Origin of the sequence: Proteus myxofaciens ATCC 19692 (assembly GCF_001654855.1) — a bacterium.
GTDB lineage: Bacteria > Pseudomonadota > Gammaproteobacteria > Enterobacterales > Enterobacteriaceae > Proteus > Proteus myxofaciens.
The window spans coordinates 36,569-59,989 of record NZ_LXEN01000066.1; the positions used below are offsets into that span (position 1 = coordinate 36,569).

Consider the following 23,421-nt stretch of genomic DNA (forward strand, 5'->3'; position numbering starts at 1 on the left):
TCTTGTTAAACATCAGCTAAAAGATAGCGCTGATAAATCAGGAGGAAATACCCCCTGCGCTCACAGTGTACTGAATGTATTCTTTATTATGATTGTACGGTGCCTTTCTTATATGAAAGTATAAAAGGCACCGTTCTTAAGGCTAAATTGAATAGTATGATTACTTTATAGTGACATCACTAAAGTGGTGTTTTCCTAATGGATCAACCACATAGTTTTCCACTTTTTTACTCACTGGTTCATAAACGGTAGAATGTGCAATAATCAATGCAGGTGCCTGATCGTGCATAACAACCTGAGCCTGTTTATACAATTCAGCACGTTTTTCGTGATCAGAACTGATCCGCGCTGGTTGAATAAGATCTTCAAAAGGTTGATAACACCATTTAGAATAATTTGAACCTTGCTCTTTCGCTGCACAACTAAATAATGTGGCAAAGAAGTTATCAGGATCACCATTATCACCAGTCCATCCCATCATAACGGCTTGGTGTTCACCATCTTTTGCACGTTTTAGATATTCGCCCCATTCATAGCTAACAATTTTGGTTTTCACACCAATTTTTGCCCAGTCAGCTTGGATCATTTCTGCCATACGACGTGCATTTGGATTATATGGACGCTGTACTGGCATTGCCCATAAATCGATAGTAAAACCATCCTCAAGACCTGCTTCTTTTAGCAAGGCTTTCGCTTTTTCTGGGTTATACTCATAATCGACAATATCGTCGTTATAACTCCACATTGTAGGAGGAATAAGATTTTTCGCTTTTTGGCCTGCGCCTTGGTAAACCGCTTCAATAATGGCATCTTTATTCACTGCCATACTCAATGCTTGGCGAACTTTTTGATTATCGAGCGGTTTTTTCTCAACATTAAATGAAACATAACCCACATTCAGCCCTGGCTGCTCTAATAAATTAATATTGCCGTTTTGTTTCATTTTCGCGATATCTGCGGGGTTTGGATAAGGCATCGCTTGGCATTCGTTTTTTTGCAGTTTAGCATAACGAACAGAGGCATCAGGTGTGATAGAGAATACTAAACGATCAATATCAGGCTTTTTACCCCAATATTTGTCGTTAGCTTTATAAAGAATACGTGAATCTTTTTGATATTGTAGTAACTGGAAAGGTCCTGTTCCAATAGGATCTAAATCCACTTTTTCAGGTGTACCCGCTTTTAGCATATTATCAGCATATTCAGCAGAGAGTATTGAAGCAAAGTCCATTGCCATATCAGCAATAAAAGGCGCTTCTGAACGAGTAAGCACAAAGCGAACGGTATGATCGTCAACCTTTTCAATCTTCTCGATCATGTTATTCATATCCATCCCAGTGAAGTATTCATAACTTCCACCTGAAACTTTATGATAAGGATGATTTGGGTCTAGCTGGCGCATAAAGGTATAAATCACATCGTCAGCATTAAATTGACGTGTCGGCTTAAATGTTTTGCTAGTATGCCAATCAACTCCTTTACGTAAATGGAAGGTATATACTTTACCGTCATCACTCACATCCCAGCTTTCTGCAAGACCTGGAATAATTTCGGTAGTACCTAATTTAAATTCCACTAAACGGTTATAAATAGGAACTGAACTCGCATCATAGGTTGTTCCTGACGTAAATAATTGAGGATTAAAGCCTTCAGGTGAACCTTCTGAGCAAAAAACTAATGTTTTTGCCTGCACTCCCGCTGATACTGCTAATGCAAGTAATCCGATTGTGGCGCTTAAAATTCCTGTCTTTTTTATGGAGCTGTTCATTATTACTCTCCGAAATTACTTTGTTGTGTTTTTTGGTTTCCTATTTAAAACGGAATACCTTTTTATTTTGTTCATCATTCAATTAACCAACTGTATCCCTTTCCGTCAATAAGGGCTTTTAGGGTGAAATGGACAAGTTATAAACACAAACAAGACAAATATTGAACAAATTCAGGATAAAAAAATGAACTTTTACTTAACAGACAGTTAATAACACCATTTTTTATGTGGTATATAAGTAAAATGACTATTTAAAAAAATATAATAAATTGTGATTGAACGCTTAAATATTGAACGAATAATTTGAAATGGAACAAGGAAATGAGTGGTTTATTCTGTTATGCGTAGGAAGTTATCGTATTTTAAAAAGCTACTCTAATTCATACCAATATAAAAAAGAGAGCCAAATATCAGAAGTATACTTAAGACAAATGGCTCTGCTCTATTTTCTACCGAATTTAGTGATAGATAAGCTTATTTATCCGTTAACTAGGTAATCATAGATGTGTGATATCATATTATCAGTAGTTCCATTGCCCACTAAAGAATATTTGAGATGAAGTTCGCCCTTTCTCACTCGGCATAAATAGAGGGATACCCCAAGAAACTTGATAAGATAGTCGTTTTATCGAACCTTCAAGACCCAACGCCATACCAACTAAGTATTTATCTTTATTATAAATCACGCTATTTCGTTTTTCTGATACTGAGCCATAATCGAGTGCTGAAAAGAGCATATGGCTTTGAATAGGTGTCATCCAGGATAATTTCTGTCTAAAAACTAATTGGTTCATATCTGAATAACCTGTTCCTGAAGCAAACCCATACACACTATCAAGACCACCAATCGTACTTTTATCAAGTAAACCATCAATATCTGATTTCGTCAGCTGTACATTCAATTCAGGTTGATAAAAAAAGCGCTGTGAACCAAATGTCATTGGCGTTAATGCATTAAGGCTAAAATTAAAGATAGGGACCCCATTAACAGACTCAATAGGAGAAAGGTGTGCATTAAAAATAGGGACACTCTGTTTATAATTAAATTTTACTTGAAGATAGCCTCCACGCATAAATTGATAATTATGCTCAATTCCTGCTGTTATATACGGGCTACGACGTTGATGGACTGAAATTGAACGATCTAATATTGTGTTTTGATAAGTGTAATATTGGATACCTCCTACTAAGCTAACAGTGCGTTGTGTAGAAGGACGAAATTGACGTTGTATTTCAAAAGAAAGCTGTTGCTGTCGCGTTATTTGCGAACCTGATAATTCTTTCGATATGTTATTTGTAGATTCAATATTGTAACCAAATAGAGAGAACCGCCAATATTGATAGGGAACTTGTAAAAAGAAGATCTGTTTTTTTATACCACGTGATTTTACTCTATCTAAATCGCTAGATAACACAAACGCCATCGTTTCATTCAGTTGAAAGAGTGAACCGAAGTTAAATCGTGCTGTACCAAATAAAGATCCATATTTTTTTTGCTCTTTATTATCAATAGAAAATGCGCCACTAAATGTTCGCTTACTAAGATTATTGATGGAGACGATCGTTTCCTGAGAATGATTAGGTGAAGTCTTCAATTCAATTTTTGCATTGCTATTCGGTCTGCTTTTTAAATTATCAGCACCTTGTTCAATATCTTTTATATTTAAGATATCGCCCCGTTTTATTGGCATGATTTGTGATAGTAAGTAGGGTTTATTCGTCGAATCTTGGGACACCACATCAGCAATTTTGCCTGCATTTAGTGTAATATCTAATACTTCATCCTCAGCAAAAAGGTCAACATTACCGACTTCGCTCGTGATATAGCCCGCATCATAAAGTATTGCATTTAGAATATTAATATCTTGTTCTAGCATAATCTCTAAATGGCAATGACCTTCTAATTGTTTTTTCCACTTATCTATTGCGCGTTGCAATGAAGATGATGAAAACAATGACCGATTATGTAATGTCACTTGTTTAATCATAAAGCAACTCGATGAATAAGAATCTAAATGGGCTTCTTGCTGTTTTGGTAAGTTATTAAGGGAGACATTATCTTGCTGTTCTCTTATTGCATCCTTAAACATATCTTCTGAAGGAAGAATCAACGGTTCAGGCATTACTAATTCATTTTCATTAGCCAATGAGTGGTGGCAATAACCCGCAATTAAAACAAGGAATAAAATCAATAAAAGAAAAAATCTAACTCGCATTCACTTAGCACCTAAATAGAAAATAATGTGCCTAGATATAACCGAATTGATCCGCTGATGATTTTGAGAAATCACCCTTTTCCATTAAAAGATGCGATTTAAGATAAAAGCTTGGAGATGTGAACAAATGGATGGATTATTAAGAATACAATATTGTAGATTACAAATGCAAAAACCCCGCTTAAAAAAGCGGGGTTCTTAAATATGGTCGGCGAGAGAGGATTCGAACCTCCGACCCACTGGTCCCAAACCAGTTGCGCTACCAGGCTGCGCTACTCGCCGAAATCGAGGTGCATCTTACTGCCTGAAGGGGGTATCGTCAATACTTTTTTAGTATTCCCTGATTGTTCGTATGGTTTTCAATCAAAAAGAACATTTTTTAGCTTTTTTATACAAAAAACAATCATTTTGAGTAGCAACCGTGGTTGTATTTGAGTTTGAAATACACTTTTATAGTTTCTTTACGTTAACAAGAAAAAACGAAGAAAAATGACAAAATTATTCGTTAATATTCTCGTTTATTTTATATGCTTTTTATATAATTACGCTATGTCAAATAAGGTAGGTAATTAAAAACATGAAACAACGTTGGTTGGCCAGTGTACTTTTTTTATTAGTCATCTCACTTCCTGCACAAGCCACTACCGCACATACTTGTCGTGTTTACTTTCAAGAAGCGGATAAATTTCTTAAATATATTTCGGATAGAGATGATCTAAAGAACAACATGCCCGAAATTAAAGGTAATTTTGAACAAAATAAAAAACAAATAACAACGGCCTCTCTCTCAGAACAAAAAAAGATTTGTGAAAACGGCATGCGAGAACTGGATAATCTAAATAAAATGTTTGGCCCTAAAGAAAAAAACTCAAATAAAAAGTAAATACCTCAATAATGACTAAATATCACTATCAATTATTTAGTCATTATTTATGGGGTACATTATTATCAATTTTAGTTGCACCAACATTTTCACCCTCAAGGCGGGTAGCATCTAGTTTTTTAACTCGTTCTTTGGGTGAGCCACTACTTTTATCATCATTTACCGTGTAATAATCATATGGTAACAATAGTGTATCAAGTACAGCACTAAAGGGTATATCTAACACTACAAGTGGCTTCATTGCCCAACCTGTATCATCATCAGATAACATGCTGATATTATTTTTTGTTCCTGAGTAAAGCTCTTTATTTGGTCCAGCATGAGTCATCACGCTTGAGCATCCCGTTAATGACACCGTTAGAAATGTCATCAATGTTAAATTTTTAGTGATTACGGTTATCATAAAACACCTTTAAAATGGCAGTAAGAAACTAACATCTTTAATCTATAGTTAAACCTGTTTTGGCTTATAGAACAAGGAAAAGATGATCTATACGCTTAATTTTTATTACTCATTAAATTAATAATAAATAGAAATACAATAAAACAATCTATTAAAGTAATGTGTGGTAATCTTATTATTTATAATATTTTTTTAATATTAAATTTCATTCTTATTTATTTTAAATAAAAGCTTTAACCTTTTATTTATCTTTTACATTTTTTAAAATCTAAAATAAATGAAATCTGTGTGATATGACACAGTGTTTTATTTTCTTTTTTGACAAAATAATCGCACTATTTTTATATTTACTCTCGTTTTCCTACATTGCGCTTAGCATAGGATTGTTTTATGAGTGATATTGCATTAACAATGATCATGTTGTCATTAGCCGCAGCTCTAGGACTTTGGATAGGCAATCTTAAACTTTTTCGCGTAGGTTTCCTGATTATCTGATCTATATAGAAAAACAAGAAATATATGAGCTAATTAGATGAATAAGCTTAATGCCCATATTTTACTTAACAGGGGAACAATTAGGGGATTGAATGGCGTTTATTTATCCGATCAGATTTATCTCTATCTGTTTTAATAACCTTGTGCTAAGAAAATTAAATTAATACGGATTGCTCAATGTGTAGTTATCCATTTCTTTCCGTCTAACTTATGCTCAACAGTCCTCGTTATTGTCTTTGCCCCTTCTTCTCGCGGAAGGGGCATTTTTATTTTATGCACTTTTCGTTGTTTGACTGACTTTTTCAATTTCTTCAGCCAATACTTTTATTCCTTTCTCAATCAACTCAGGCTCAGGTACGTAATTCATTCGCATACATTGATGGGCATGTTCCCACTCTTCTTCTAAACCTGGGAAAAAATAGTGGCCTGGCACCATTAAAATGCCTCGTTTTTTTAAGCGCTGGTAAAGCTCTTCACTCGAAATAGATAAATCTTTAAACCATAACCAAAGAAATATAGCGCCTTCAGGCTTATGGATAAGACAACGTTCTTTAGGTAAATAACGTCGAATTATTTTTATCGTTTCAAGAACACGTTGATGATAGAAAGGCCCTACCACCTCTTGTGATAAACGCAATAAGTCATCACGTTTTAGCATCTCTAGTGCCATTGCAGGGCCTATTGCGCCTGGCGCTAAACTAATAATACCGTTTATATGAGTTACAGCTGAAATTATTTCTTCACTCGCAATAATGATCCCACACCGCGTACCTGGTAAGCCTAATTTAGAAAGGCTCATACAAAGAATAGTATTCTCATTCCAGTGTGGTGTTGCTTGTGAAAAAATAATACCAGGAAAAGGTACACCATAAGCATTATCAATAATCAGAGGAATATTATGCTGTTTTGCTAAAGCATCTAATTTCATCACTTCATCATCAGTAATGACATTACCCGTTGGATTTGTAGGTCTTGATACACAAATTGCGCCAACATCATCGCCAATTTGCAAATGTTCAAAATCAACATGGTATTTAAACTGACCATCAGGCAGCATCTCTATTGTCGGCTTATTGGCAACAAAAAGTGCATCATCTAACCCTGCATCAGCATAACCAATATATTCAGGTGCGATTGGAAATAAAATTTTCCTTTTGTTGCCATCTTGTGTTTTTCCACCAAGTAAATTGAATAAGTAGAAGAAAGCACTCTGACTACCATTGGTTAATGCAATATTTTTCGCAGAAATATTCCAGCCTAATTTTTCTTTTAAGCATTCAGCTAATGCTTTTAGCATAGCATCTTTGCCTTGTGGCCCATCATAGTTGCATACTGCATCTGTTAATGATCCACTTTCTATCATTTCCTGAAGTAACTGACGAAAATAACTATCCATTTCAGGAATATGAGCAGGATTGCCACCCCCTAACATAACAGCGCCTGGTGTACGTATTCCTTCATTTAAATCTTGCATTAAACGAGAAATACCGGAGTGACGGGCAAATTTTTGCCCAAATTGTGATAGTTGAGTCATCGTTGCAGGTATCTTCTATTGTGTTTTTTAATAAGATAAACACCATACCGCGAGCACAAACCATCATCAACAGTTAAAAGTGCATAATTAAATAACAATATCAATACAAAAGAAAAAGATAGAATATAGAACTACTATTAATGTTCATTTTGTATAAATAAATAGATTTTCTAAGATTTATTGGTGTTTTCTTTATCATCATGACGACAAAAACAAGAAAGAATATGATCGTTAACCATACCTACTGCTTGCATAAACGCGTAACAGGTTGTACTGCCAACAAATTTAAATCCTTTTTTCTTTAGCGTTTTAGTCATATTCTCTGAAATAGGTGTAGATGCAGGTACTTGTGAAATCACCTTCCAATGATTAATAATGGGTTTATTATCAACAAATTGCCAAATAAACTCGCTAAAATCCTTACCCTTTTCTTCCATTGCAACAAAAATACGAGCGTTATTAATAATGGCATTAATTTTACCTTTATTACGAATAATTGAAGTATCTTGCAATAAAGTATCAACATCTTCTTCTGTCATTAAGGCAATTTTGTATGGATTAAAATCAAAAAAACACCGACGATAACCCGCTCTTTTCTTTAATATTGTGTACCAAGACAGACCTGCTTGTTGGCCCTCAAGACAGATCATTTCAAAAAGTTTGTATTTATCTCGTTCAGGAATCCCCCATTCATTATCATGATAAGCAAGATAATCGGCATCACTTGTTACCCAATCACAGCGTTGTTTATTCATCATTCGCTTCCTTATTATTTGCAAAATTTAGTTACACAACTTATATACTGTATAAATACACATGTAAATGAGTAAATAAAAACCGTATTTAATTGTTTGAACCTCATCATAAAGTTAATGAAAGCGTTATTTTTTTGATCGAGGGAAAATTGACCGCATTCCGTGCTGTATATCTTTCGCCTAGAAGGTATACTGAAACCTTTCTTTTTATTCTATGTATCGCCATGCGGATATAACATGCAAAAGTTTGATACCAAAACCTTTCAGGGTCTTATTCTGACATTACAGGATTATTGGGCTCGCCAAGGCTGTACCATCGTCCAACCATTAGATATGGAAGTGGGTGCAGGTACTTCACACCCAATGACCTGTTTACGTGCATTAGGCCCAGAGCCTATTGCTGCGGCTTATGTGCAGCCTTCACGCCGTCCTACTGACGGTCGTTATGGTGAAAACCCAAACCGCTTACAACACTATTACCAATTCCAAGTTATCATCAAGCCATCACCTGATAACATTCAAGAACTGTATCTTGGCTCATTAAGAGAGTTAGGTTTAGACCCAACTATCCATGATATTCGTTTTGTAGAAGATAACTGGGAAAACCCAACACTGGGTGCGTGGGGCTTAGGCTGGGAAGTTTGGCTTAATGGTATGGAAGTCACACAATTTACCTACTTCCAACAAGTGGGTGGATTAGAGTGTAAGCCTGTTACAGGTGAAATCACTTATGGTTTAGAACGTCTTGCTATGTATATTCAAGGTGTAGACAGCGTTTACGACTTAGTTTGGTGTGATGGTCCATTAGGTAAAACAACTTATGGCGATATTTATCACCAAAACGAAGTCGAGCAGTCAACATACAACTTTGAATATGCAGACGTGGATTTCCTTTTCACTTGTTTTGAACAATATGAAAAAGAAGCTCGTGAATTATTAGAGTTAGAAAAGCCGTTACCTTTACCTGCTTATGAACGCATTTTAAAAGCAGGACACACGTTTAACTTATTGGATGCACGTAAAGCTATCTCTGTTACAGAGCGCCAACGCTATATTTTACGTATCCGTACTTTAACCAAAGCGGTTGCAGAAGCTTATTATGCTTCTCGTGAAGCGCTGGGTTTCCCTATGTGTAAAAAGGACTAAGAGGCTATCATGACAACTGAGACTTTCCTTGTGGAAATCGGCACAGAAGAGCTGCCACCGAAAGCGCTTCGTTCTTTAGCCGAGTCCTTCGCTTCTAACTTTACAACAGAGTTAGATAACGCCAACATCGCTCATGGTGATGTATCTTGGTTCGCTGCACCTCGCCGTTTAGCAATCAAAGTGGCTAATATGGCAAAATCACAAGCAGATAGAACGATTGAAAAACGTGGTCCTGCTATTTCACAAGCTTTTGATGCCGAAGGTAAACCAACTAAAGCCGCAGAAGGTTGGGCTAGAGGCTGTGGAATAACTGTTTCACAAGCAGAACGTTTATCAACAGATAAAGGTGAATGGCTATTTTATCGAGCAGAGGTAAAAGGTGAATCTGTTAATGATTTACTGATTGATATGGTACGCCACTCTCTCGCTAAATTACCTATTCCTAAACTCATGCGCTGGGGTGATAAAGATACCCATTTTGTTCGTCCTGTGCATACAGTCACCGTATTACTAGGTGATATTGTTATTGATGGTGAAATTTTAGGCGTTAAAAGCGATCGTATTATTCGTGGTCACCGCTTTATGGGTGAAGCTGAATTTACTATTGATAATGCTGATCAATACCCTGAAATTCTCTATGAGCGTGGAAAAGTGATTGCTGATTACGAAAATCGTAAATCCATCATATTACATGATGCACGCTTAGCCGCAGAGAAACTGGGTGGCGTTGCTGATTTAAGTGATAGCTTAGTAGAAGAAGTGACTTCATTGGTTGAGTGGCCTGTTGTGCTGACGGCAAAATTTGAGGAAAAATTCCTTAAAGTACCTGCTGAAGCACTGGTTTATACCATGAAAGGTGACCAAAAGTACTTCCCTGTGTATGACAAAAAAGGCGACTTACTTCCTCACTTTATTTTCGTTTCCAATATTGAATCTTCTGATCCTCTTCAAATTATCAGTGGTAACGAAAAAGTAGTACGCCCTCGCCTAGCTGATGCCGAGTTTTTCTTTAATACAGACCGCAAACAACGTTTAGAAGACAATTTACCACGTCTTGAAACGGTCTTATTCCAAAAAGAATTAGGCACTTTGCGTGATAAAACAGATCGTATAGAAGCACTAGCTGGCTTTATTGCTGAAAAAATTGGGGCTGATGTTAATCAAGCGAAACGCGCGGGTTTGCTCTCAAAATGTGACTTAATGACCAATATGGTATTCGAATTTACCGATACCCAAGGGGTTATGGGGATGCATTATGCTCGCCATGATGGTGAAGCTGAAGACGTTGCAGTAGCATTGAAAGAACAATACCAACCGCGTTTTTCTGGTGATGAATTACCGTCTAATCCTGTCGCTAGCGCGCTTGCTATTGCAGAGAAAATGGACACATTGGCGGGTATCTTCGGTATTGGTCAATTTCCTAAAGGCGACAAAGACCCATTTGCATTACGTCGTGCTTCATTAGGTGTGCTGCGTATTATTGTTGAGCAAGATTTACCGCTCGATATTGAAGAATTAACGCAAGAAGCCGCTCGCCTTTACGGTGATAAACTGACTAATAAAAATGTCGTCAGTGATGTTGTTGAATTTATGTTAGGTCGTTTCCGTTCTTGGTATCAAGAGTTAGGTTATAGTATCGACACTATTCAAGCTGTATTAGCACGTCGCCCGACACAACCAGCTGATTTTAATGCTCGCATGAAAGCAGTAACTTACTTCCGTTCTTTAGAAGAAGCATCCGCACTCGCAGAAGCAAATAAACGTGTTTCTAATATTTTAGCAAAATCAGCTGATGTTAAGCTGAATGATAACGTTCTCGCATCATTGCTAAAAGCGCCAGAAGAAGTTCAACTGGCGGCAAATCTTTCTGTATTACAAGATAAATTAGCGCCGTTATTTGCAGAACGTAACTACCAAGAAGCATTAGTTGAATTAGCTTCGTTACGCGATGTGGTCAATAACTTCTTTGATAAAGTAATGGTTATGGATAAAGATGATACTATTCGTATCAATCGCTTAACCATACTTAATCAATTACGTGAGTTATTCTTAAAAGTTGCAGATATCTCTGTATTACAATAATCAAATGTGTACTGATCGATAGTTGTGATAAAAATAACATGGGCCCTTAAAAAGGGCTCATGTTTTACCAAAAAAGAAATCAATAGCCTCTTAAGTCATAAAGCAAATCTGATAGTTTTTGATTTAATTTAATAAAATTGAGTAAATATTGTTGTGTAATATACTCCTGTCTACCATCACTATATCTTGTTGCTAATATTTGATTATCTACACCATCATCTACTGTAACTTGAAAAGATTGTACTAATCGCGCTCTCATTTGGACAAGTTCATTGAATGTTTCTGCTATTTCAGGGCCTGATTCTCTTGTTATTGTTTTTTTGATATCTGTAAGCAAAAGTGCTGAATCTTTATCAATCAATTCATACCAAGAATAGTAATGATATCTATCTAACTTTAGAATATTTTCAATAACAAATTTATTATTTGAATTAAATACACAAAAAGCAGTTCCAAGTAATTCTCTATATTTTTTAGAAGGCAATGATTGCCTAGAATAATCCTCGTACATAATATCTCCTTTCAAAATGATTAAATTCATAAGGAATAAAAAAGTAATGATGGCTTAATACAAGAGCAACTTTATTATTTTAATAACTTAAAGATAATGAAAAACATTATTTTTTATTAGGAGATAAAAATTAAATAAAAAACAATTTCACTTATTAGGATTGCTTAAAATAGATATATGATTTATTTATAAGATAAATAAAGAGCCATTTTCATGCCTCTTTATTTAAAATCTTTTTATTATTTTTAGAATATTTATTATAATCTTGTTTCTACAATAAATAGTTGACGATACCCTTCAATATCTCGCATAAAAGCAATGCTTTTATTATCAGGAGAAAAAACAACCGCATCACCACTTGGTGCTAGTTGCGTTTTTTGGGTCAATCGCGTTAATTCACCTGTATTAGCGTGGCATAACATCACACTATTATCACAAATAAATGTCAAATATTGCCCATCAGCACTCCATGTAAAAGCAGATTGAATTCCCCAATCTTGCATCGTTATTTGCTTAATCTTTTTAGTTCTTGGTGAAACCGTATAAAGTTGAACAATACCATTATCATCTTTCATTAAAAAAGCGATAGCTTCGCCATTTGGTGAGCTTCGTAACCAATGACGAGGCTCTGTGGCAATACCGGGATATTTTCTCTTAGTCGTATTCGTTAATCGGACTTGATGAATTCCTTTAGCAGGAGCAGGTAATGTGAATTCAGTTCCTGCTAATGGCATATCGCCTTCAATTGTCAATGCACTATCATCATCAGGTAAATCGACTAAAAAAATATCAGGCACTTTCTCGCCTTTAATACTTATTGTATCGCCAATAAATGCGATAGCTGAATATTGACGATACCCTTTTGTATTAATATATCCTTTAGTCCCTATCCAACATTCTTCATAAGCGCGACTAATTTCATCGCTCCCTTTTTTAGGATGAGCAACAGTTTTGCTAATTACAGTACAAAAATAGTCTCCGTCATATTCTCGAGGATGTTTTTTTATAACCTGAACAGGCTTTAATGGAACAGCAATAGCGACATTACGTTGATCATGTTCAGCCCCTAATTCATGCATAACATGATCGTTATAAGTAAAACTTAAACGAGAACTATCAGGATTAAAAACATGAACATGAGTACCACCTCGCAAAGCGCCAGCCTGATAAGGTGCTGTTAAACAACAAGCATCCAAGTTTTGTATTACATCCAGTTTTGACTCATCAATAATCACGCCCCTACGATGATGAAAATCATACTGCCATTCATTATCTGGATTTTCAGGACCATGAATAAAAACATAACGTACAGGCTCTAATGGGCTAACAGTAACAACACCAACATGAGCACCTTCAGTTGCGGTATAGATTACCTGGTGCTGTTTTGTTTTCACATGAATTTTTTCTATGGTAATGCCTGTAAAAGAACTTCCACTAGGACGCACATCATAGACTAACCACTGGCTATCTGGAGTCCAAACATTTATATTAGTCAGCTGATGATTACGGTTATCAAATGTAATTTGCTGTTCCTGAAAAGACATATTGATCCTTAACGAGAAATAAATTTCCACATTATAAAAACTAATAAATGTACCTAGCACTAAAAAAACTCAGTCGAGACTTTTTCGCTAGGTGATTACTCTACTCCCACTAAATAGTCAGAAAATAAAAAAATCATGTTACTTAGTGTTCTCTATATTATTGGTATTACCGCAGAAGCCATGACAGGCGCGCTTGCCGCTGGTCGTCGTAAAATGGATGTTTTTGGCGTTATCATTATCGCATCGGCAACCGCTATCGGAGGTGGCTCAGTAAGAGATATCTTATTAGGACATTATCCTCTAGGTTGGGTAAAACATCCTGAATATATTGTGACTGTCGCTTGCGCTGCAATCATTACTATTTGGGTCGCGCCTATGATGAAACATTTACGGCGCTTATTCCTTATTTTAGACTCTATTGGACTTATGGTTTTTTCTATTATTGGTGCACAAATTGCCCTTGATATGGAATATGGGCCTATTATTGCGGCAATTGCTGCGGTCATTACAGGGGCATTTGGTGGCGTATTACGGGATATGCTCTGTAATACGATTCCTTTAGTCTTCCAAAAAGAAATTTATGCTGGTGTCGCTTTTGGTGCGGCTTGGCTTTATATGGGCTTACTTTTTTATACGCCGTTACCAAAAGATGTCGTTATTATTATTACGCTAGTCGCAGGATTAACTGCCCGTTTATTAGCAATTCGCTATAAATTGGGATTACCTGTCTTTAATTACGAAAATCAAGATTAACAAGATAAGGTGCTAATAATAGCGCCTTATTATCTAATAAGATATTCCACACAGTAAGTCTTTGGCATACTCTTTTTTCTTCTTATTTCACTAAAAGGCCAACACTATCACATCGCCTTTCATTCTATGTTAATATCATCATGATATCGCTTTTATCTTATTCCAAGAAAAAAAGAGTTTGTGATAACAAAAAAATAGCCTGATATTTATCAAGGGCACTGTATGTACAGTATTGTATGTGTATACTATAGGGGGGATAATTCCCTAAAATATATTTATACTTAATTATTCTCCAGTCAACTTCAGAAAGTCATCATGATCCAAGGAACACTTTATATTGTTTCCGCTCCAAGCGGTGCGGGTAAATCGAGTCTTATTCAGGCATTGTTAAAAACACAGCCTTTATATGACACACAAGTCTCAGTCTCTCATACTACCCGCCCTATGCGACCAGGAGAGACCCATGGTGAGCATTACTTCTTTGTTACTGAAGAAGAATTTAAAAGCATGATAGCGAGTGAAGATTTTCTCGAACATGCTTGTGTTTTTGGTAACTATTACGGTACATCAGGTAAAGTTATTAATGAAATTTTAGCCAGCGGTGTTGATGTTTTTCTTGATATCGATTGGCAAGGAGCGCAACAGGTACGCAAAAAAATGCCTGAAGCTCGCTCAATTTTTATTCTACCACCATCAAAAGAAGAGCTTTATCGCCGACTTCGTGGCCGTGGACAAGATAGCGAAGATGTAATTGCAAAACGTATGTCACAAGCCGTTACTGAAATGGAACATTTTAATGAGTATGATTATTTGCTGATTAATGATGATTTCAATACTGCGCTTGCTGATTTACAATCCATTATTCGCTCAGAAAAATTACGCCGTGATCGTCAAACGCTACGACATGGTGATTTAATCAGCAAATTATTGGCAGACTGAGTTAAGTTTCAGTATTATGCCCCGTCATTTCTTTAATGTTGGAGTAACACAAATATGGCACGCGTAACCGTTCAAGACGCTGTAGAAAAAATTGGTAACCGTTTTGACCTTGTTCTGGTCGCTGCACGTCGTGCACGTCAGTTACAAATTGGTGCTAAAGATCCTTTAGTTCCAGAAGAAAATGATAAAATGACTGTTGTCGCGCTACGTGAAATTGAAGAAGGCTTGATTAACGGTAAAATTCTTGATGCTCGTGAACGTCAAGAACAACAAGAGCAAGAAGCAGCAGAATTACAAGCTGTTTCAGCGATTGCAGAAGGTCGTCGTTAATTGTCTTTATAAGATAGGGGTAGGTCTGCCTTGTACCTGTTTGAAAGTCTGAATCAAATTGTTCAAAAATATTTGCCACCTGAGCAAATTGAACAACTAAAAGAAGCCTTTATCGTCGCCCGAAATGCCCACGAGGGACAAACTCGTTCAAGTGGTGAACCTTATATAACTCACCCTGTTGCGGTTGCGTGCATTCTCGCTGATATGCGACTCGATCACCAAACGCTCATGGCTGCATTACTGCATGATGTTATTGAAGATACACCAGCGACCTTTCAAGATATCGAAAACCTATTTGGTCACACGGTTGCCGATCTTGTTGAGGGCGTCTCTAAACTCGATAAACTGAAATTTAGAGATAAAAAAGAAGCTCAGGCAGAAAACTTCCGCAAAATGATCATGGCGATGGTTAAAGATATCCGTGTCATTTTGATAAAGCTGGCAGACCGTACTCACAATATGCGCACTCTGGGTTCATTACGCCCTGATAAACGTCGTCGTATTGCTCGTGAAACACTCGAAATCTACAGTCCTTTGGCTCATCGTTTAGGTATTCATCATATCAAAACAGAGTTAGAAGAGCTGGGTTTCGAGGCGCTTCACCCAAATCGTTACCGTGTTATCAAAGAAGTGGTTAAATCTGCTCGTGGTAACCGCAAAGAGATGATTAACAAAATCCTCTCTGAAATTGAAGGTCGTCTTACGGAAGCTGGCATTGAATGTAAAGTCAACGGCCGAGAAAAACACCTTTACTCTATCTATCGTAAAATGTTGCTAAAAGAGCAACGTTTTCATTCTATTATGGATATTTACGCCTTTCGCGTGATTGTGAAAGAGGTAGATACCTGTTATCGCGTTTTAGGTCAGATGCACAGTTTATATAAACCACGTCCTGGCCGCGTAAAAGACTATATCGCTATTCCAAAAGCCAATGGCTATCAATCCCTTCATACCTCTTTAATTGGCCCTCATGGTGTGCCTGTTGAAGTACAAATTCGTACTGAAGACATGGATCAAATGGCTGAAATGGGGGTAGCGGCTCACTGGGCTTATAAAGAACAAGGTGAACAATCAGGTACGACAGCGCAAGTGAGAGCCCAGCGTTGGATGCAAAGCCTTCTTGAGCTACAACAAAGTGCGGGTAGCTCTTTTGAGTTTATCGAAAACGTAAAATCAGACTTATTTCCTGATGAAATCTACGTTTTTACCCCTGAAGGCCGTATTGTTGAGTTACCGACTGGTGCTACACCTGTTGATTTTGCCTATGCGGTCCATACTGATATTGGACATGGTTGTGTTGGTGCAAGGGTTGATAGACAGCCTTATCCACTTTCGCAATCTTTACATACAGGGCAAACAGTTGAAATTATTACCGCACCCGGTGCAAGACCTAATGCTGCATGGTTAAACTTTGTGGTGAGTTCAAGAGCCCGCTCTAAAATTCGACAATTACTGAAAAACCTAAAACGTGAAGATTCTATTAATTTAGGTCGTCGATTACTGAATCACGCTTTAGGCAATAGTAAACTAAATGATATACCAACTGATAATATCGCCCGTGAATTAAAGAGAATGAAGCTTCATTCTATTGATGATTTAATGGCTGAAATTGGTTTAGGTAATGCCATGAGCGTTGTGATTGCGCATAATTTACTACTCGATAATAATACATCAGAAGAAAAAATCCCTGTTGATAATGCGAATAACGAAACACCCAAATTGCCCATTAAAGGTGCTGATGGGGTTCTTATCTCTTTTGCAAAATGTTGTCGTCCTATTCCTGGTGATCCTATCATTGCACATATTAGCCCAGGAAAAGGCTTAGTTATCCATCATGAATCCTGTCGTAATATTCGTGGCTATCAAAAAGAGCCTGAGAAATTTATGCCAGTTGAGTGGGATCAAGATATCAACACCGATTTTATCACTGAAATTAAAGTCGATATGATTAACCACCAAGGTGCATTAGCTAACTTAACAGCCGCAATTAATGATGCAAACTCGAGTATTCAAAGTATGAATACAGAAGAGAAAGATGGTCGGGTTTATTGCGCTTTTATTCGATTAACAGCGAAAAACCGAATTCAATTAGCCAATATTATGCGTAAACTTCGTATCATGCCGGATGTCTTGCGCGTAAGCCGTAATAAAAATTAGCGATGAACCCAATTCGATATGCTCGCATTTGCCAAATGATGGCAATGCGACAACCTGATTTGACAGTATGCCTTGAAGAAGTGCATAAATCTCACAATGTCGCCGCTGTTATAAGAACAGCTGATGCTGTGGGTATTCCTAAAATTCATGCGATTTGGCCTAAAGAAAAAATGCGCATGCTGGTCTCTCCCGCCGCAGGAAGCAATAGCTGGGTTAACGTTGAAACACATCCAACAATTACGGATGCTATATCGTCATTTCGTGCACAAGGCATGCAAATTCTCGCCACTCATCTCTCAGAAAATGCCATTGATTTTCGTGAAATAGACTATACTCGTCCAACCTGTATTATTATGGGGCAAGAGAAAACTGGTATTTCACAAGAAGCGATTACACTAGCTGATCAAGATATCATTGTACCGATGATGGGTATGGTACAGTCGCTGAATGTTTCTGTTGCTAGCGCCTTAATTTTATATGAGGCACAACGTCAACGTCAGGCTGCTGGCATGTATAATCGAGCAGAAAGTACATTGACAGAAGATGAGCAGCAAAACCTCTTATTTGAAGGCGGTTACCCAGTCTTAGCTGAAGTCTCTCGCCGTAAAGGTTTGGCTCGCCCTTTCATTAATCATCTTGGTGAAATTGAAGCACCTGATTCATGGTGGGCAGAAATGCAAATGACGCAAAAACAACTTAGGAAATTAAAAAAGACGGAGTACTAACTCATGAAAGGAAAGCTGCTTGATGCAATCCCCTTAACCACTCTTCACGGCGTAGGTGCAAGTCAGGCAGATAAACTGGCAAAAATAGGGTTAGTCACGATTGAAGATCTCCTACTTCATCTCCCTTTACGTTATGAAGATCAAACTCACCTTTATGCAATTAGCGATCTACTCCCTGGTATTCCAGCCACTGTTTCTGGTGAAGTATTAAGAACAGAGGTCAGTTTTGGTCGTCGTAAAATGATGACATGCCAAATTTCTGATGGCTCCGGCATTTTAACTCTGCGCTTTTTTAATTTTACAGCGTCCATGAAAAATAACTTAGCACAAGGTAAGCAAGTTACCGCTTATGGCGACATAAAAAGAGGCGCTAGAGGACCTGAAATTATTCACCCTGAATATAAAATAAAGGTAGTAGGCTCTGATGTTGAATTACAAGAAACGCTCACTCCTATTTATTCAACAACAGAAGGCTTACGCCAAGCTTCATTACGGAAATTAATAGAGCAAGCTCTGACTTTACTTGATACCTGTGCTATCAATGAATTATTACCAGAACAATTTATTCATGGTTTACCGCCATTAGCGAGTGCATTGCGTACACTTCATACTCCACCACCTGATATCGCATTTGCTGAACTTGAAAAAGGCCAGCACCCTGCACAAAAAAGACTTATCATTGAAGAATTACTCGCACATAATCTAGGCATGCTAAATGCGCGAGCCAGCGCACAAGCCTATCGAGCAGAACCACTATTGATGCCAAAAACATCAATATTGCGTGAACAATTTCTTTCTTCTTTGCCTTTTACCCCCACACAAGCCCAATCTCGCGTCGTTAATGATATTGAGCATGATTTAGAAAAAAACTATCCCATGATGCGACTGATACAAGGCGATGTGGGATCAGGTAAAACCCTCGTTGCAGCCTTAAGTGCCTTACGTGCTATTGCTAATGGCAAACAGGTCGCTTTAATGGCTCCTACTGAATTATTAGCAGAACAACATGCATACACCTTTAGAAAATGGTTTGAGCCTTTAGGTATCCAAGTAGGCTGGCTTGCTGGTAAACAAAAAGGGAAGGCTCGAGAAGCACAACAAAATGCGATTGCTAATGGCGATGTTTCTATCATTATCGGTACACATGCGATTTTTCAAGATCAAGTGAAATTCCATTCATTGGCTTTAGTCATCATTGATGAGCAACATCGTTTTGGTGTTCATCAACGCCTTGCTTTATGGAAAAAAGGGGAAGAGCAAGGATTTCATCCTCATCAACTCGTGATGACAGCAACGCCTATACCACGTACATTAGCAATGACAGCTTATGCTGATATGGATACCTCAATTATTGATGAATTGCCACCAGGTAGGACACCCGTTACAACAGTTGCGATTCCTGATTCACGCCGTGAAGAAATTATTGAACGCATTCGTAAAGCCTGTACACACGAAAAGCGCCAAGCGTATTGGGTATGTACTTTAATTGAGGATTCTGAAGTCCTTGAAGCGCAAGCGGCGCAAGTGATTTATGAAGAACTGACAATGGCATTGCCTGAAATAAAAATAGGTTTAGTTCATGGAAGAATGAAGCCAAGCGAAAAACAAGCCGTAATGACGGCATTTAAAGAAAATGAAATACAACTTTTAGTCGCGACCACCGTTATTGAAGTGGGTGTAGATGTACCAAATGCAAGTTTAATGGTAATTGATAATCCTGAGCGTTTAGGATTAGCACAATTACATCAATTAAGAGGCCGTGTAGGGCGTGGTGCTATCGCCTCTCATTGCGTTCTATTATATAAAACACCATTAACGCAAGCTGCACATTTACGCTTACAAGTATTAAGAGACAGCAATGATGGTTTTGTCATTGCTCAAAAAGATTTAGAAATTCGTGGACCAGGTGAGCTCTTAGGAACACGACAAACCGGTAATGCGGCGTTTAAAGTAGCTGATTTACTAAGAGATCAAGCGCTGATTCCTGAAATACAACGCACTGCACGCTATATACATCAACACTATCCTAAGAATTCACAGGCCTTAATTGAGCGCTGGCTTCCTGCAAAAACACAATATAGCCAAGCATAGGCTTATAGTTATTTATCGTCTCAGTGTCATTTAGAGTGCGTAATAGCGAGAAAAATACCACAGTTCAAAATTGCTGTGGTATTTTTTATAGGATGATATCAACCGACTATCGGGTTAAAAATAGGTAAGAGAAGATATAGCTTTATCACTAGCGCATTAACGATATCGATAAAGAATGCTCCCACCATTGGCACAACTAAGAATGCAAGGTGTGAAGGGCCAAAACGATCAGTGACTGCTTGCATATTAGCAATAGCCGTTGGCGTTGCGCCTAGCCCGAAACCACAGTGCCCTGCGGCCAAAATAGCGGCATCATAGTTTTTCCCCATGACTCGGAATGTGACAAAAATAGCATATAGCGCCATCACTGCCGCTTGAACACCTAAAATTACAATCATTGGTAATGCCAATGATGCTAATTCCCACAGTTTTAAGCTCATCAACGCCATCGCTAAGAATAGTGATAAGCTGACATTACCGAGAACAGAAACAGCTCTATCAAATACACGATAGAAACCTAACATTGATAAGCTATTACTTAAAATCACACCAATAAATAACACGCAAACAAAGGTAGGCAATGAAAATGCGGTATTTTCTAACAATCCTGATAAGAAAGTGCCAGCCATTAAACAAATTGCAATCATTGCAATCGTTTCAAGCATCACCATTGACGTGATCATTCTACCGGTTGTCGGTTTTTCAAACGCAGTCGGCATATCATGCTCATCTGCGCCTAACCCTGGTGTTGGGATATTACGAATAAGAAAACGTGCAACAGGTCCACCAATTAACCCCCCTAAAACAAGACCGAAAGTCGCACATGCCATTGCAACTTCTGACGCGCTGGTAAAACCATAATTATCAACAAATGTTTTACCCCAAGCCGCTCCTGTTCCATGACCACCTGATAAAGTAATAGAACCGGCCAATAGTCCCATTAATGGATCAAGACCTAGCATTTCCGCTAAAGCAATACCGACTGTATTTTGAACTAATAACAATCCCACAACGACAAAGATAAAAATAAAAAGTGCTTTTCCGCCTGCTTTTAAGCTAGCTAAGTTGGCATTTAAGCCAATCGTTGCAAAGAAGGCGAGCATAAGAGGATCTTTTAATGACAGATCGAAACTGATTTCCCAATCAAAAAATGACTTTAATGCTAAGAGAAGTATTGCGACAAGTAACCCACCCGCTACGGGTTCAGGGATAGTGTATCGTTCTAAAAAAGGAACAGATTTCACTAACTTACGTCCAAGTAATAGAACAAGCGTGGCCGCAACTAGTGTGCCATAAATATCAAGATGATACATTTATGTACCCCGTTTTATTTGTTAATTTTATATAAAAATACTACGACGATAAATTTATCCATAAATAACGCCAAAAGCAGATAGCCACGATTAGAAAAAAAAATGGCGATAAACACAAGTTAAAACATATAAAATTGTGAGCTTCTCTTATGCAATTTTATAACATCAATTTCGCGCAAACGATTGCTTTTGTGGCGTAGATCATTAAAATACGCTTTTTGCCAAAGAAGAAATTCACATCATGGTTACGTCAGAAAAACAAGATTTAGTAGAAAACGGTAAAATCTCAACGAAATCGAATAGCGAACTTCTTTTTGCATTAGAAGATAAACCCCCTCTACCTCAAACGCTTTTTACTGCATGTCAGCATCTACTTGCCATGTTTGTTGCCGTGATAACACCTGCAATATTAATTTGCCAAGCATTAGGGCTTCCTGCTCACGATACTCAACGTATTATTAGCATGTCTCTTTTTGCTTCAGGCATTGCGTCTTTAATTCAAATTCGCGCATGGGGACCTATCGGCTCAGGGTTACTTTCTATTCAAGGAACAAGCTTTAACTTTGTTGCACCTTTAATTATGGGTGGATTAGCGCTTAAAAACGGTGGTGCTGATATTCCCACAATGATGGCAGCGCTTTTTGGTACATTGATGGTAGCATCATTAACAGAAGTGATTCTTTCACGTTTTCTACACCTTGCAAGACGGATTATTACGCCTCTCGTTTCTGGGGTTGTTGTTATGATAATTGGATTATCATTAATTCAAGTTGGACTAACTTCTATTGGTGGGGGTTATGCTGCTATTGAGAACAATACTTTTGGTGCACCGAAAAATCTGTTATTAGCAGGCGCTGTATTAATTGTCATTATTTTGCTTAATCGTCAAAAGAATCCTTATCTACGCGTCGCATCTTTAGTTATTGCTATGGCTATTGGTTATTTGTTAGCGTGGGCATTAGATATGCTACCAATACCACCAGAGCATTCCAACGCGCCAATAATGACTATTCCAGAACCTTTTTATTATGGACTTTCTTTTGATTGGCATTTACTTATCCCATTAATGTTAGTTTTTATGATAACGTCCCTTGAAACAATTGGTGATATTACCGCAACATCCGATGTTTCAGAGCAACCCGTTAGTGGCCCTATTTACATGAAGCGTATTAAAGGCGGTGTATTAGCTAATGGACTCAATTCTATGGTGTCAGCCTTTTTTAATACTTTTCCTAACTCATGCTTTGGACAAAATAATGGCGTTATCCAATTAACAGGTGTGGCAAGTCGCTATGTTGGCTATGTTGTTGCCACAATGCTTATTTTATTGGGATTATTTCCTGTCGTAGCAGAATTTGTACAAAAAATACCAGAACCTGTATTAGGTGGAGCAACACTTGTTATGTTTGGTACTATCGCAGCCTCTGGTGTACGTATTGTTTCAAAAGAAGCCTTAAACCGCAGAGCAATTATGATATTAGCTATCTCTTTAGCGGTTGGCCTTGGTGTTTCACAACAGCCACAAATTCTGCAATTTGCACCTGATTGGTTGAAAACATTATTTTCATCCGGTATTGCTGCTGGTGGACTTACCGCTATTATTCTTAATCTTATTTTTCCGCCTGAAAATAATGATTAAATAAATTTTATACCGCTATTTTAAAATAGCGGTTAATTATTTTAGTTTTATTCATTAAGGTGATTTTATAAAAGTATTTTTCCGCTATTGATACATTATGAATATGTTTATTCATGTTAATAATGGCTGGGAAATAT

At 37.4% G+C, this 23,421-nt stretch carries 18 protein-coding genes and 1 tRNA gene; 10 read left to right on the plus strand and 9 right to left on the minus strand.

Annotation, left to right across the window (positions count from 1 at the left end; genetic code table 11):
* Positions 1-160 precede the first annotated feature (160 nt).
* From dppA to M983_RS07345, 3 genes are all read right to left on the minus strand, one after another.
* Positions 161-1,768, minus strand: coding sequence for a dipeptide ABC transporter periplasmic-binding protein DppA (gene dppA / locus M983_RS07335; RefSeq protein WP_066749353.1), 1,608 nt, complete (start codon positions 1,766-1,768; stop codon positions 161-163).
* Positions 1,769-2,289: 521 nt separating this feature from the next.
* Positions 2,290-3,984 carry a ShlB/FhaC/HecB family hemolysin secretion/activation protein gene (locus M983_RS07340; RefSeq protein WP_066749356.1) on the minus strand — a complete coding sequence of 565 codons (1,695 nt, stop codon included), beginning with the start codon at positions 3,982-3,984 and terminating at the stop codon, positions 2,290-2,292.
* A gap of 205 nt (positions 3,985-4,189) precedes the next feature.
* Positions 4,190-4,266: transfer RNA gene (locus tag M983_RS07345), tRNA-Pro, on the minus strand.
* Positions 4,267-4,561: 295 nt separating this feature from the next.
* Between M983_RS07345 and M983_RS07350 the strand changes: the two genes are divergently transcribed.
* Entirely contained in the window at positions 4,562-4,867 is a 306-nt protein-coding gene (locus M983_RS07350; protein ID WP_066749358.1) for a DUF5339 family protein, read from the plus strand.
* 43 nt (positions 4,868-4,910) lie between these two features.
* Here the strand turns inward: M983_RS07350 and M983_RS07355 are convergent, their stop codons facing one another.
* The 3 genes from M983_RS07355 to M983_RS07365 all read right to left on the minus strand — a co-directional run bounded on the left by M983_RS07355 (position 4,911) and on the right by M983_RS07365 (position 8,054).
* On the minus strand, positions 4,911-5,270 hold the full coding sequence (locus tag M983_RS07355) for a YceK/YidQ family lipoprotein (RefSeq protein ID WP_066749361.1): 360 nt from the start codon (positions 5,268-5,270) through the stop codon (positions 4,911-4,913).
* Between the two features lie 766 nt (positions 5,271-6,036).
* Positions 6,037-7,299, minus strand: a complete 1,263-nt coding sequence (locus tag M983_RS07360; protein ID WP_066749364.1) for a valine--pyruvate transaminase — start codon at positions 7,297-7,299, stop codon at positions 6,037-6,039.
* Positions 7,300-7,469: 170 nt separating this feature from the next.
* On the minus strand, positions 7,470-8,054 hold the full coding sequence (locus M983_RS07365; RefSeq protein ID WP_066749366.1) for a DNA-3-methyladenine glycosylase I: 585 nt from the start codon (positions 8,052-8,054) through the stop codon (positions 7,470-7,472).
* 237 nt (positions 8,055-8,291) lie between these two features.
* Between M983_RS07365 and glyQ the strand changes: the two genes are divergently transcribed.
* Both glyQ and glyS read left to right on the plus strand, forming a co-directional pair.
* The gene (glyQ, locus tag M983_RS07370; RefSeq protein ID WP_066749369.1) at positions 8,292-9,200 is read left to right on the plus strand and encodes a glycine--tRNA ligase subunit alpha; all 909 of its coding nucleotides are present in this window, start codon (positions 8,292-8,294) and stop codon (positions 9,198-9,200) included.
* A 9-nt stretch (positions 9,201-9,209) separates the two neighbouring features.
* Positions 9,210-11,282, plus strand: a complete 2,073-nt coding sequence (glyS, locus tag M983_RS07375; RefSeq protein WP_066749371.1) for a glycine--tRNA ligase subunit beta — start codon at positions 9,210-9,212, stop codon at positions 11,280-11,282.
* Between the two features lie 79 nt (positions 11,283-11,361).
* On the opposite strand, the gene M983_RS07380 is transcribed toward glyS, so the two are convergent.
* Positions 11,362-11,793: a selenium binding protein gene (locus tag M983_RS07380; RefSeq protein WP_066749372.1), complete on the minus strand. Its 432-nt coding sequence runs from the start codon at positions 11,791-11,793 to the stop codon at positions 11,362-11,364.
* Positions 11,794-12,050: 257 nt separating this feature from the next.
* Positions 12,051-13,337, minus strand: a complete 1,287-nt coding sequence (locus M983_RS07385) for a YidR family protein (RefSeq protein ID WP_066749375.1) — start codon at positions 13,335-13,337, stop codon at positions 12,051-12,053.
* Between the two features lie 135 nt (positions 13,338-13,472).
* Between M983_RS07385 and M983_RS07390 the strand changes: the two genes are divergently transcribed.
* From M983_RS07390 to recG, 6 genes are all read left to right on the plus strand, one after another.
* Complete coding sequence (locus tag M983_RS07390) at positions 13,473-14,090, plus strand: trimeric intracellular cation channel family protein (protein ID WP_066749377.1); 618 nt, start codon at positions 13,473-13,475, stop codon at positions 14,088-14,090.
* Between the two features lie 315 nt (positions 14,091-14,405).
* Entirely contained in the window at positions 14,406-15,029 is a 624-nt protein-coding gene (gene gmk / locus M983_RS07395; RefSeq protein ID WP_066749379.1) for a guanylate kinase, read from the plus strand.
* Positions 15,030-15,083: 54 nt separating this feature from the next.
* Entirely contained in the window at positions 15,084-15,359 is a 276-nt protein-coding gene (rpoZ, locus tag M983_RS07400; protein ID WP_064718162.1) for a DNA-directed RNA polymerase subunit omega, read from the plus strand.
* Between the two features lie 30 nt (positions 15,360-15,389).
* The gene (spoT, locus tag M983_RS07405) at positions 15,390-17,516 is read left to right on the plus strand and encodes a bifunctional GTP diphosphokinase/guanosine-3',5'-bis pyrophosphate 3'-pyrophosphohydrolase (RefSeq protein ID WP_066749381.1); all 2,127 of its coding nucleotides are present in this window, start codon (positions 15,390-15,392) and stop codon (positions 17,514-17,516) included.
* A gap of 2 nt (positions 17,517-17,518) precedes the next feature.
* On the plus strand, positions 17,519-18,241 hold the full coding sequence (gene trmH, locus M983_RS07410) for a tRNA (guanosine(18)-2'-O)-methyltransferase TrmH (RefSeq protein ID WP_066749383.1): 723 nt from the start codon (positions 17,519-17,521) through the stop codon (positions 18,239-18,241).
* A 3-nt stretch (positions 18,242-18,244) separates the two neighbouring features.
* On the plus strand, positions 18,245-20,332 hold the full coding sequence (gene recG, locus M983_RS07415; RefSeq protein WP_066749386.1) for an ATP-dependent DNA helicase RecG: 2,088 nt from the start codon (positions 18,245-18,247) through the stop codon (positions 20,330-20,332).
* Positions 20,333-20,430: 98 nt separating this feature from the next.
* Here recG and gltS read toward each other — a convergent pair whose 3' ends face one another.
* The gene (gene gltS / locus M983_RS07420) at positions 20,431-21,645 is read right to left on the minus strand and encodes a sodium/glutamate symporter (protein WP_066749389.1); all 1,215 of its coding nucleotides are present in this window, start codon (positions 21,643-21,645) and stop codon (positions 20,431-20,433) included.
* A gap of 241 nt (positions 21,646-21,886) precedes the next feature.
* Here gltS and M983_RS07425 point away from each other — a divergent pair, with 241 nt between their 5' ends.
* The gene (locus M983_RS07425) at positions 21,887-23,284 is read left to right on the plus strand and encodes a uracil-xanthine permease family protein (RefSeq protein WP_066749391.1); all 1,398 of its coding nucleotides are present in this window, start codon (positions 21,887-21,889) and stop codon (positions 23,282-23,284) included.
* The last annotated feature ends 137 nt before the right edge of the window (positions 23,285-23,421 follow it).

What these genes read in the sequence shown, in the direction of transcription:
- dppA (WP_066749353.1), bottom strand. Translation starts at nt 1,768, where the DNA reads ATGAACAGCTCCATAAAAAAGACAGGAATTTTAAGCGCCACAATCGGA.
- M983_RS07340 (WP_066749356.1), bottom strand. Translation starts at nt 3,984, where the DNA reads ATGCGAGTTAGATTTTTTCTTTTATTGATTTTATTCCTTGTTTTAATT.
- M983_RS07350 (WP_066749358.1), top strand. Translation starts at nt 4,562, where the DNA reads ATGAAACAACGTTGGTTGGCCAGTGTACTTTTTTTATTAGTCATCTCA.
- M983_RS07355 (WP_066749361.1), bottom strand. Translation starts at nt 5,270, where the DNA reads ATGATAACCGTAATCACTAAAAATTTAACATTGATGACATTTCTAACG.
- M983_RS07360 (WP_066749364.1), bottom strand. Translation starts at nt 7,299, where the DNA reads ATGACTCAACTATCACAATTTGGGCAAAAATTTGCCCGTCACTCCGGT.
- M983_RS07365 (WP_066749366.1), bottom strand. Translation starts at nt 8,054, where the DNA reads ATGAATAAACAACGCTGTGATTGGGTAACAAGTGATGCCGATTATCTT.
- glyQ (WP_066749369.1), top strand. Translation starts at nt 8,292, where the DNA reads ATGCAAAAGTTTGATACCAAAACCTTTCAGGGTCTTATTCTGACATTA.
- glyS (WP_066749371.1), top strand. Translation starts at nt 9,210, where the DNA reads ATGACAACTGAGACTTTCCTTGTGGAAATCGGCACAGAAGAGCTGCCA.
- M983_RS07380 (WP_066749372.1), bottom strand. Translation starts at nt 11,793, where the DNA reads ATGTACGAGGATTATTCTAGGCAATCATTGCCTTCTAAAAAATATAGA.
- M983_RS07385 (WP_066749375.1), bottom strand. Translation starts at nt 13,337, where the DNA reads ATGTCTTTTCAGGAACAGCAAATTACATTTGATAACCGTAATCATCAG.
- M983_RS07390 (WP_066749377.1), top strand. Translation starts at nt 13,473, where the DNA reads ATGTTACTTAGTGTTCTCTATATTATTGGTATTACCGCAGAAGCCATG.
- gmk (WP_066749379.1), top strand. Translation starts at nt 14,406, where the DNA reads ATGATCCAAGGAACACTTTATATTGTTTCCGCTCCAAGCGGTGCGGGT.
- rpoZ (WP_064718162.1), top strand. Translation starts at nt 15,084, where the DNA reads ATGGCACGCGTAACCGTTCAAGACGCTGTAGAAAAAATTGGTAACCGT.
- trmH (WP_066749383.1), top strand. Translation starts at nt 17,519, where the DNA reads ATGAACCCAATTCGATATGCTCGCATTTGCCAAATGATGGCAATGCGA.
- recG (WP_066749386.1), top strand. Translation starts at nt 18,245, where the DNA reads ATGAAAGGAAAGCTGCTTGATGCAATCCCCTTAACCACTCTTCACGGC.
- gltS (WP_066749389.1), bottom strand. Translation starts at nt 21,645, where the DNA reads ATGTATCATCTTGATATTTATGGCACACTAGTTGCGGCCACGCTTGTT.
- M983_RS07425 (WP_066749391.1), top strand. Translation starts at nt 21,887, where the DNA reads ATGGTTACGTCAGAAAAACAAGATTTAGTAGAAAACGGTAAAATCTCA.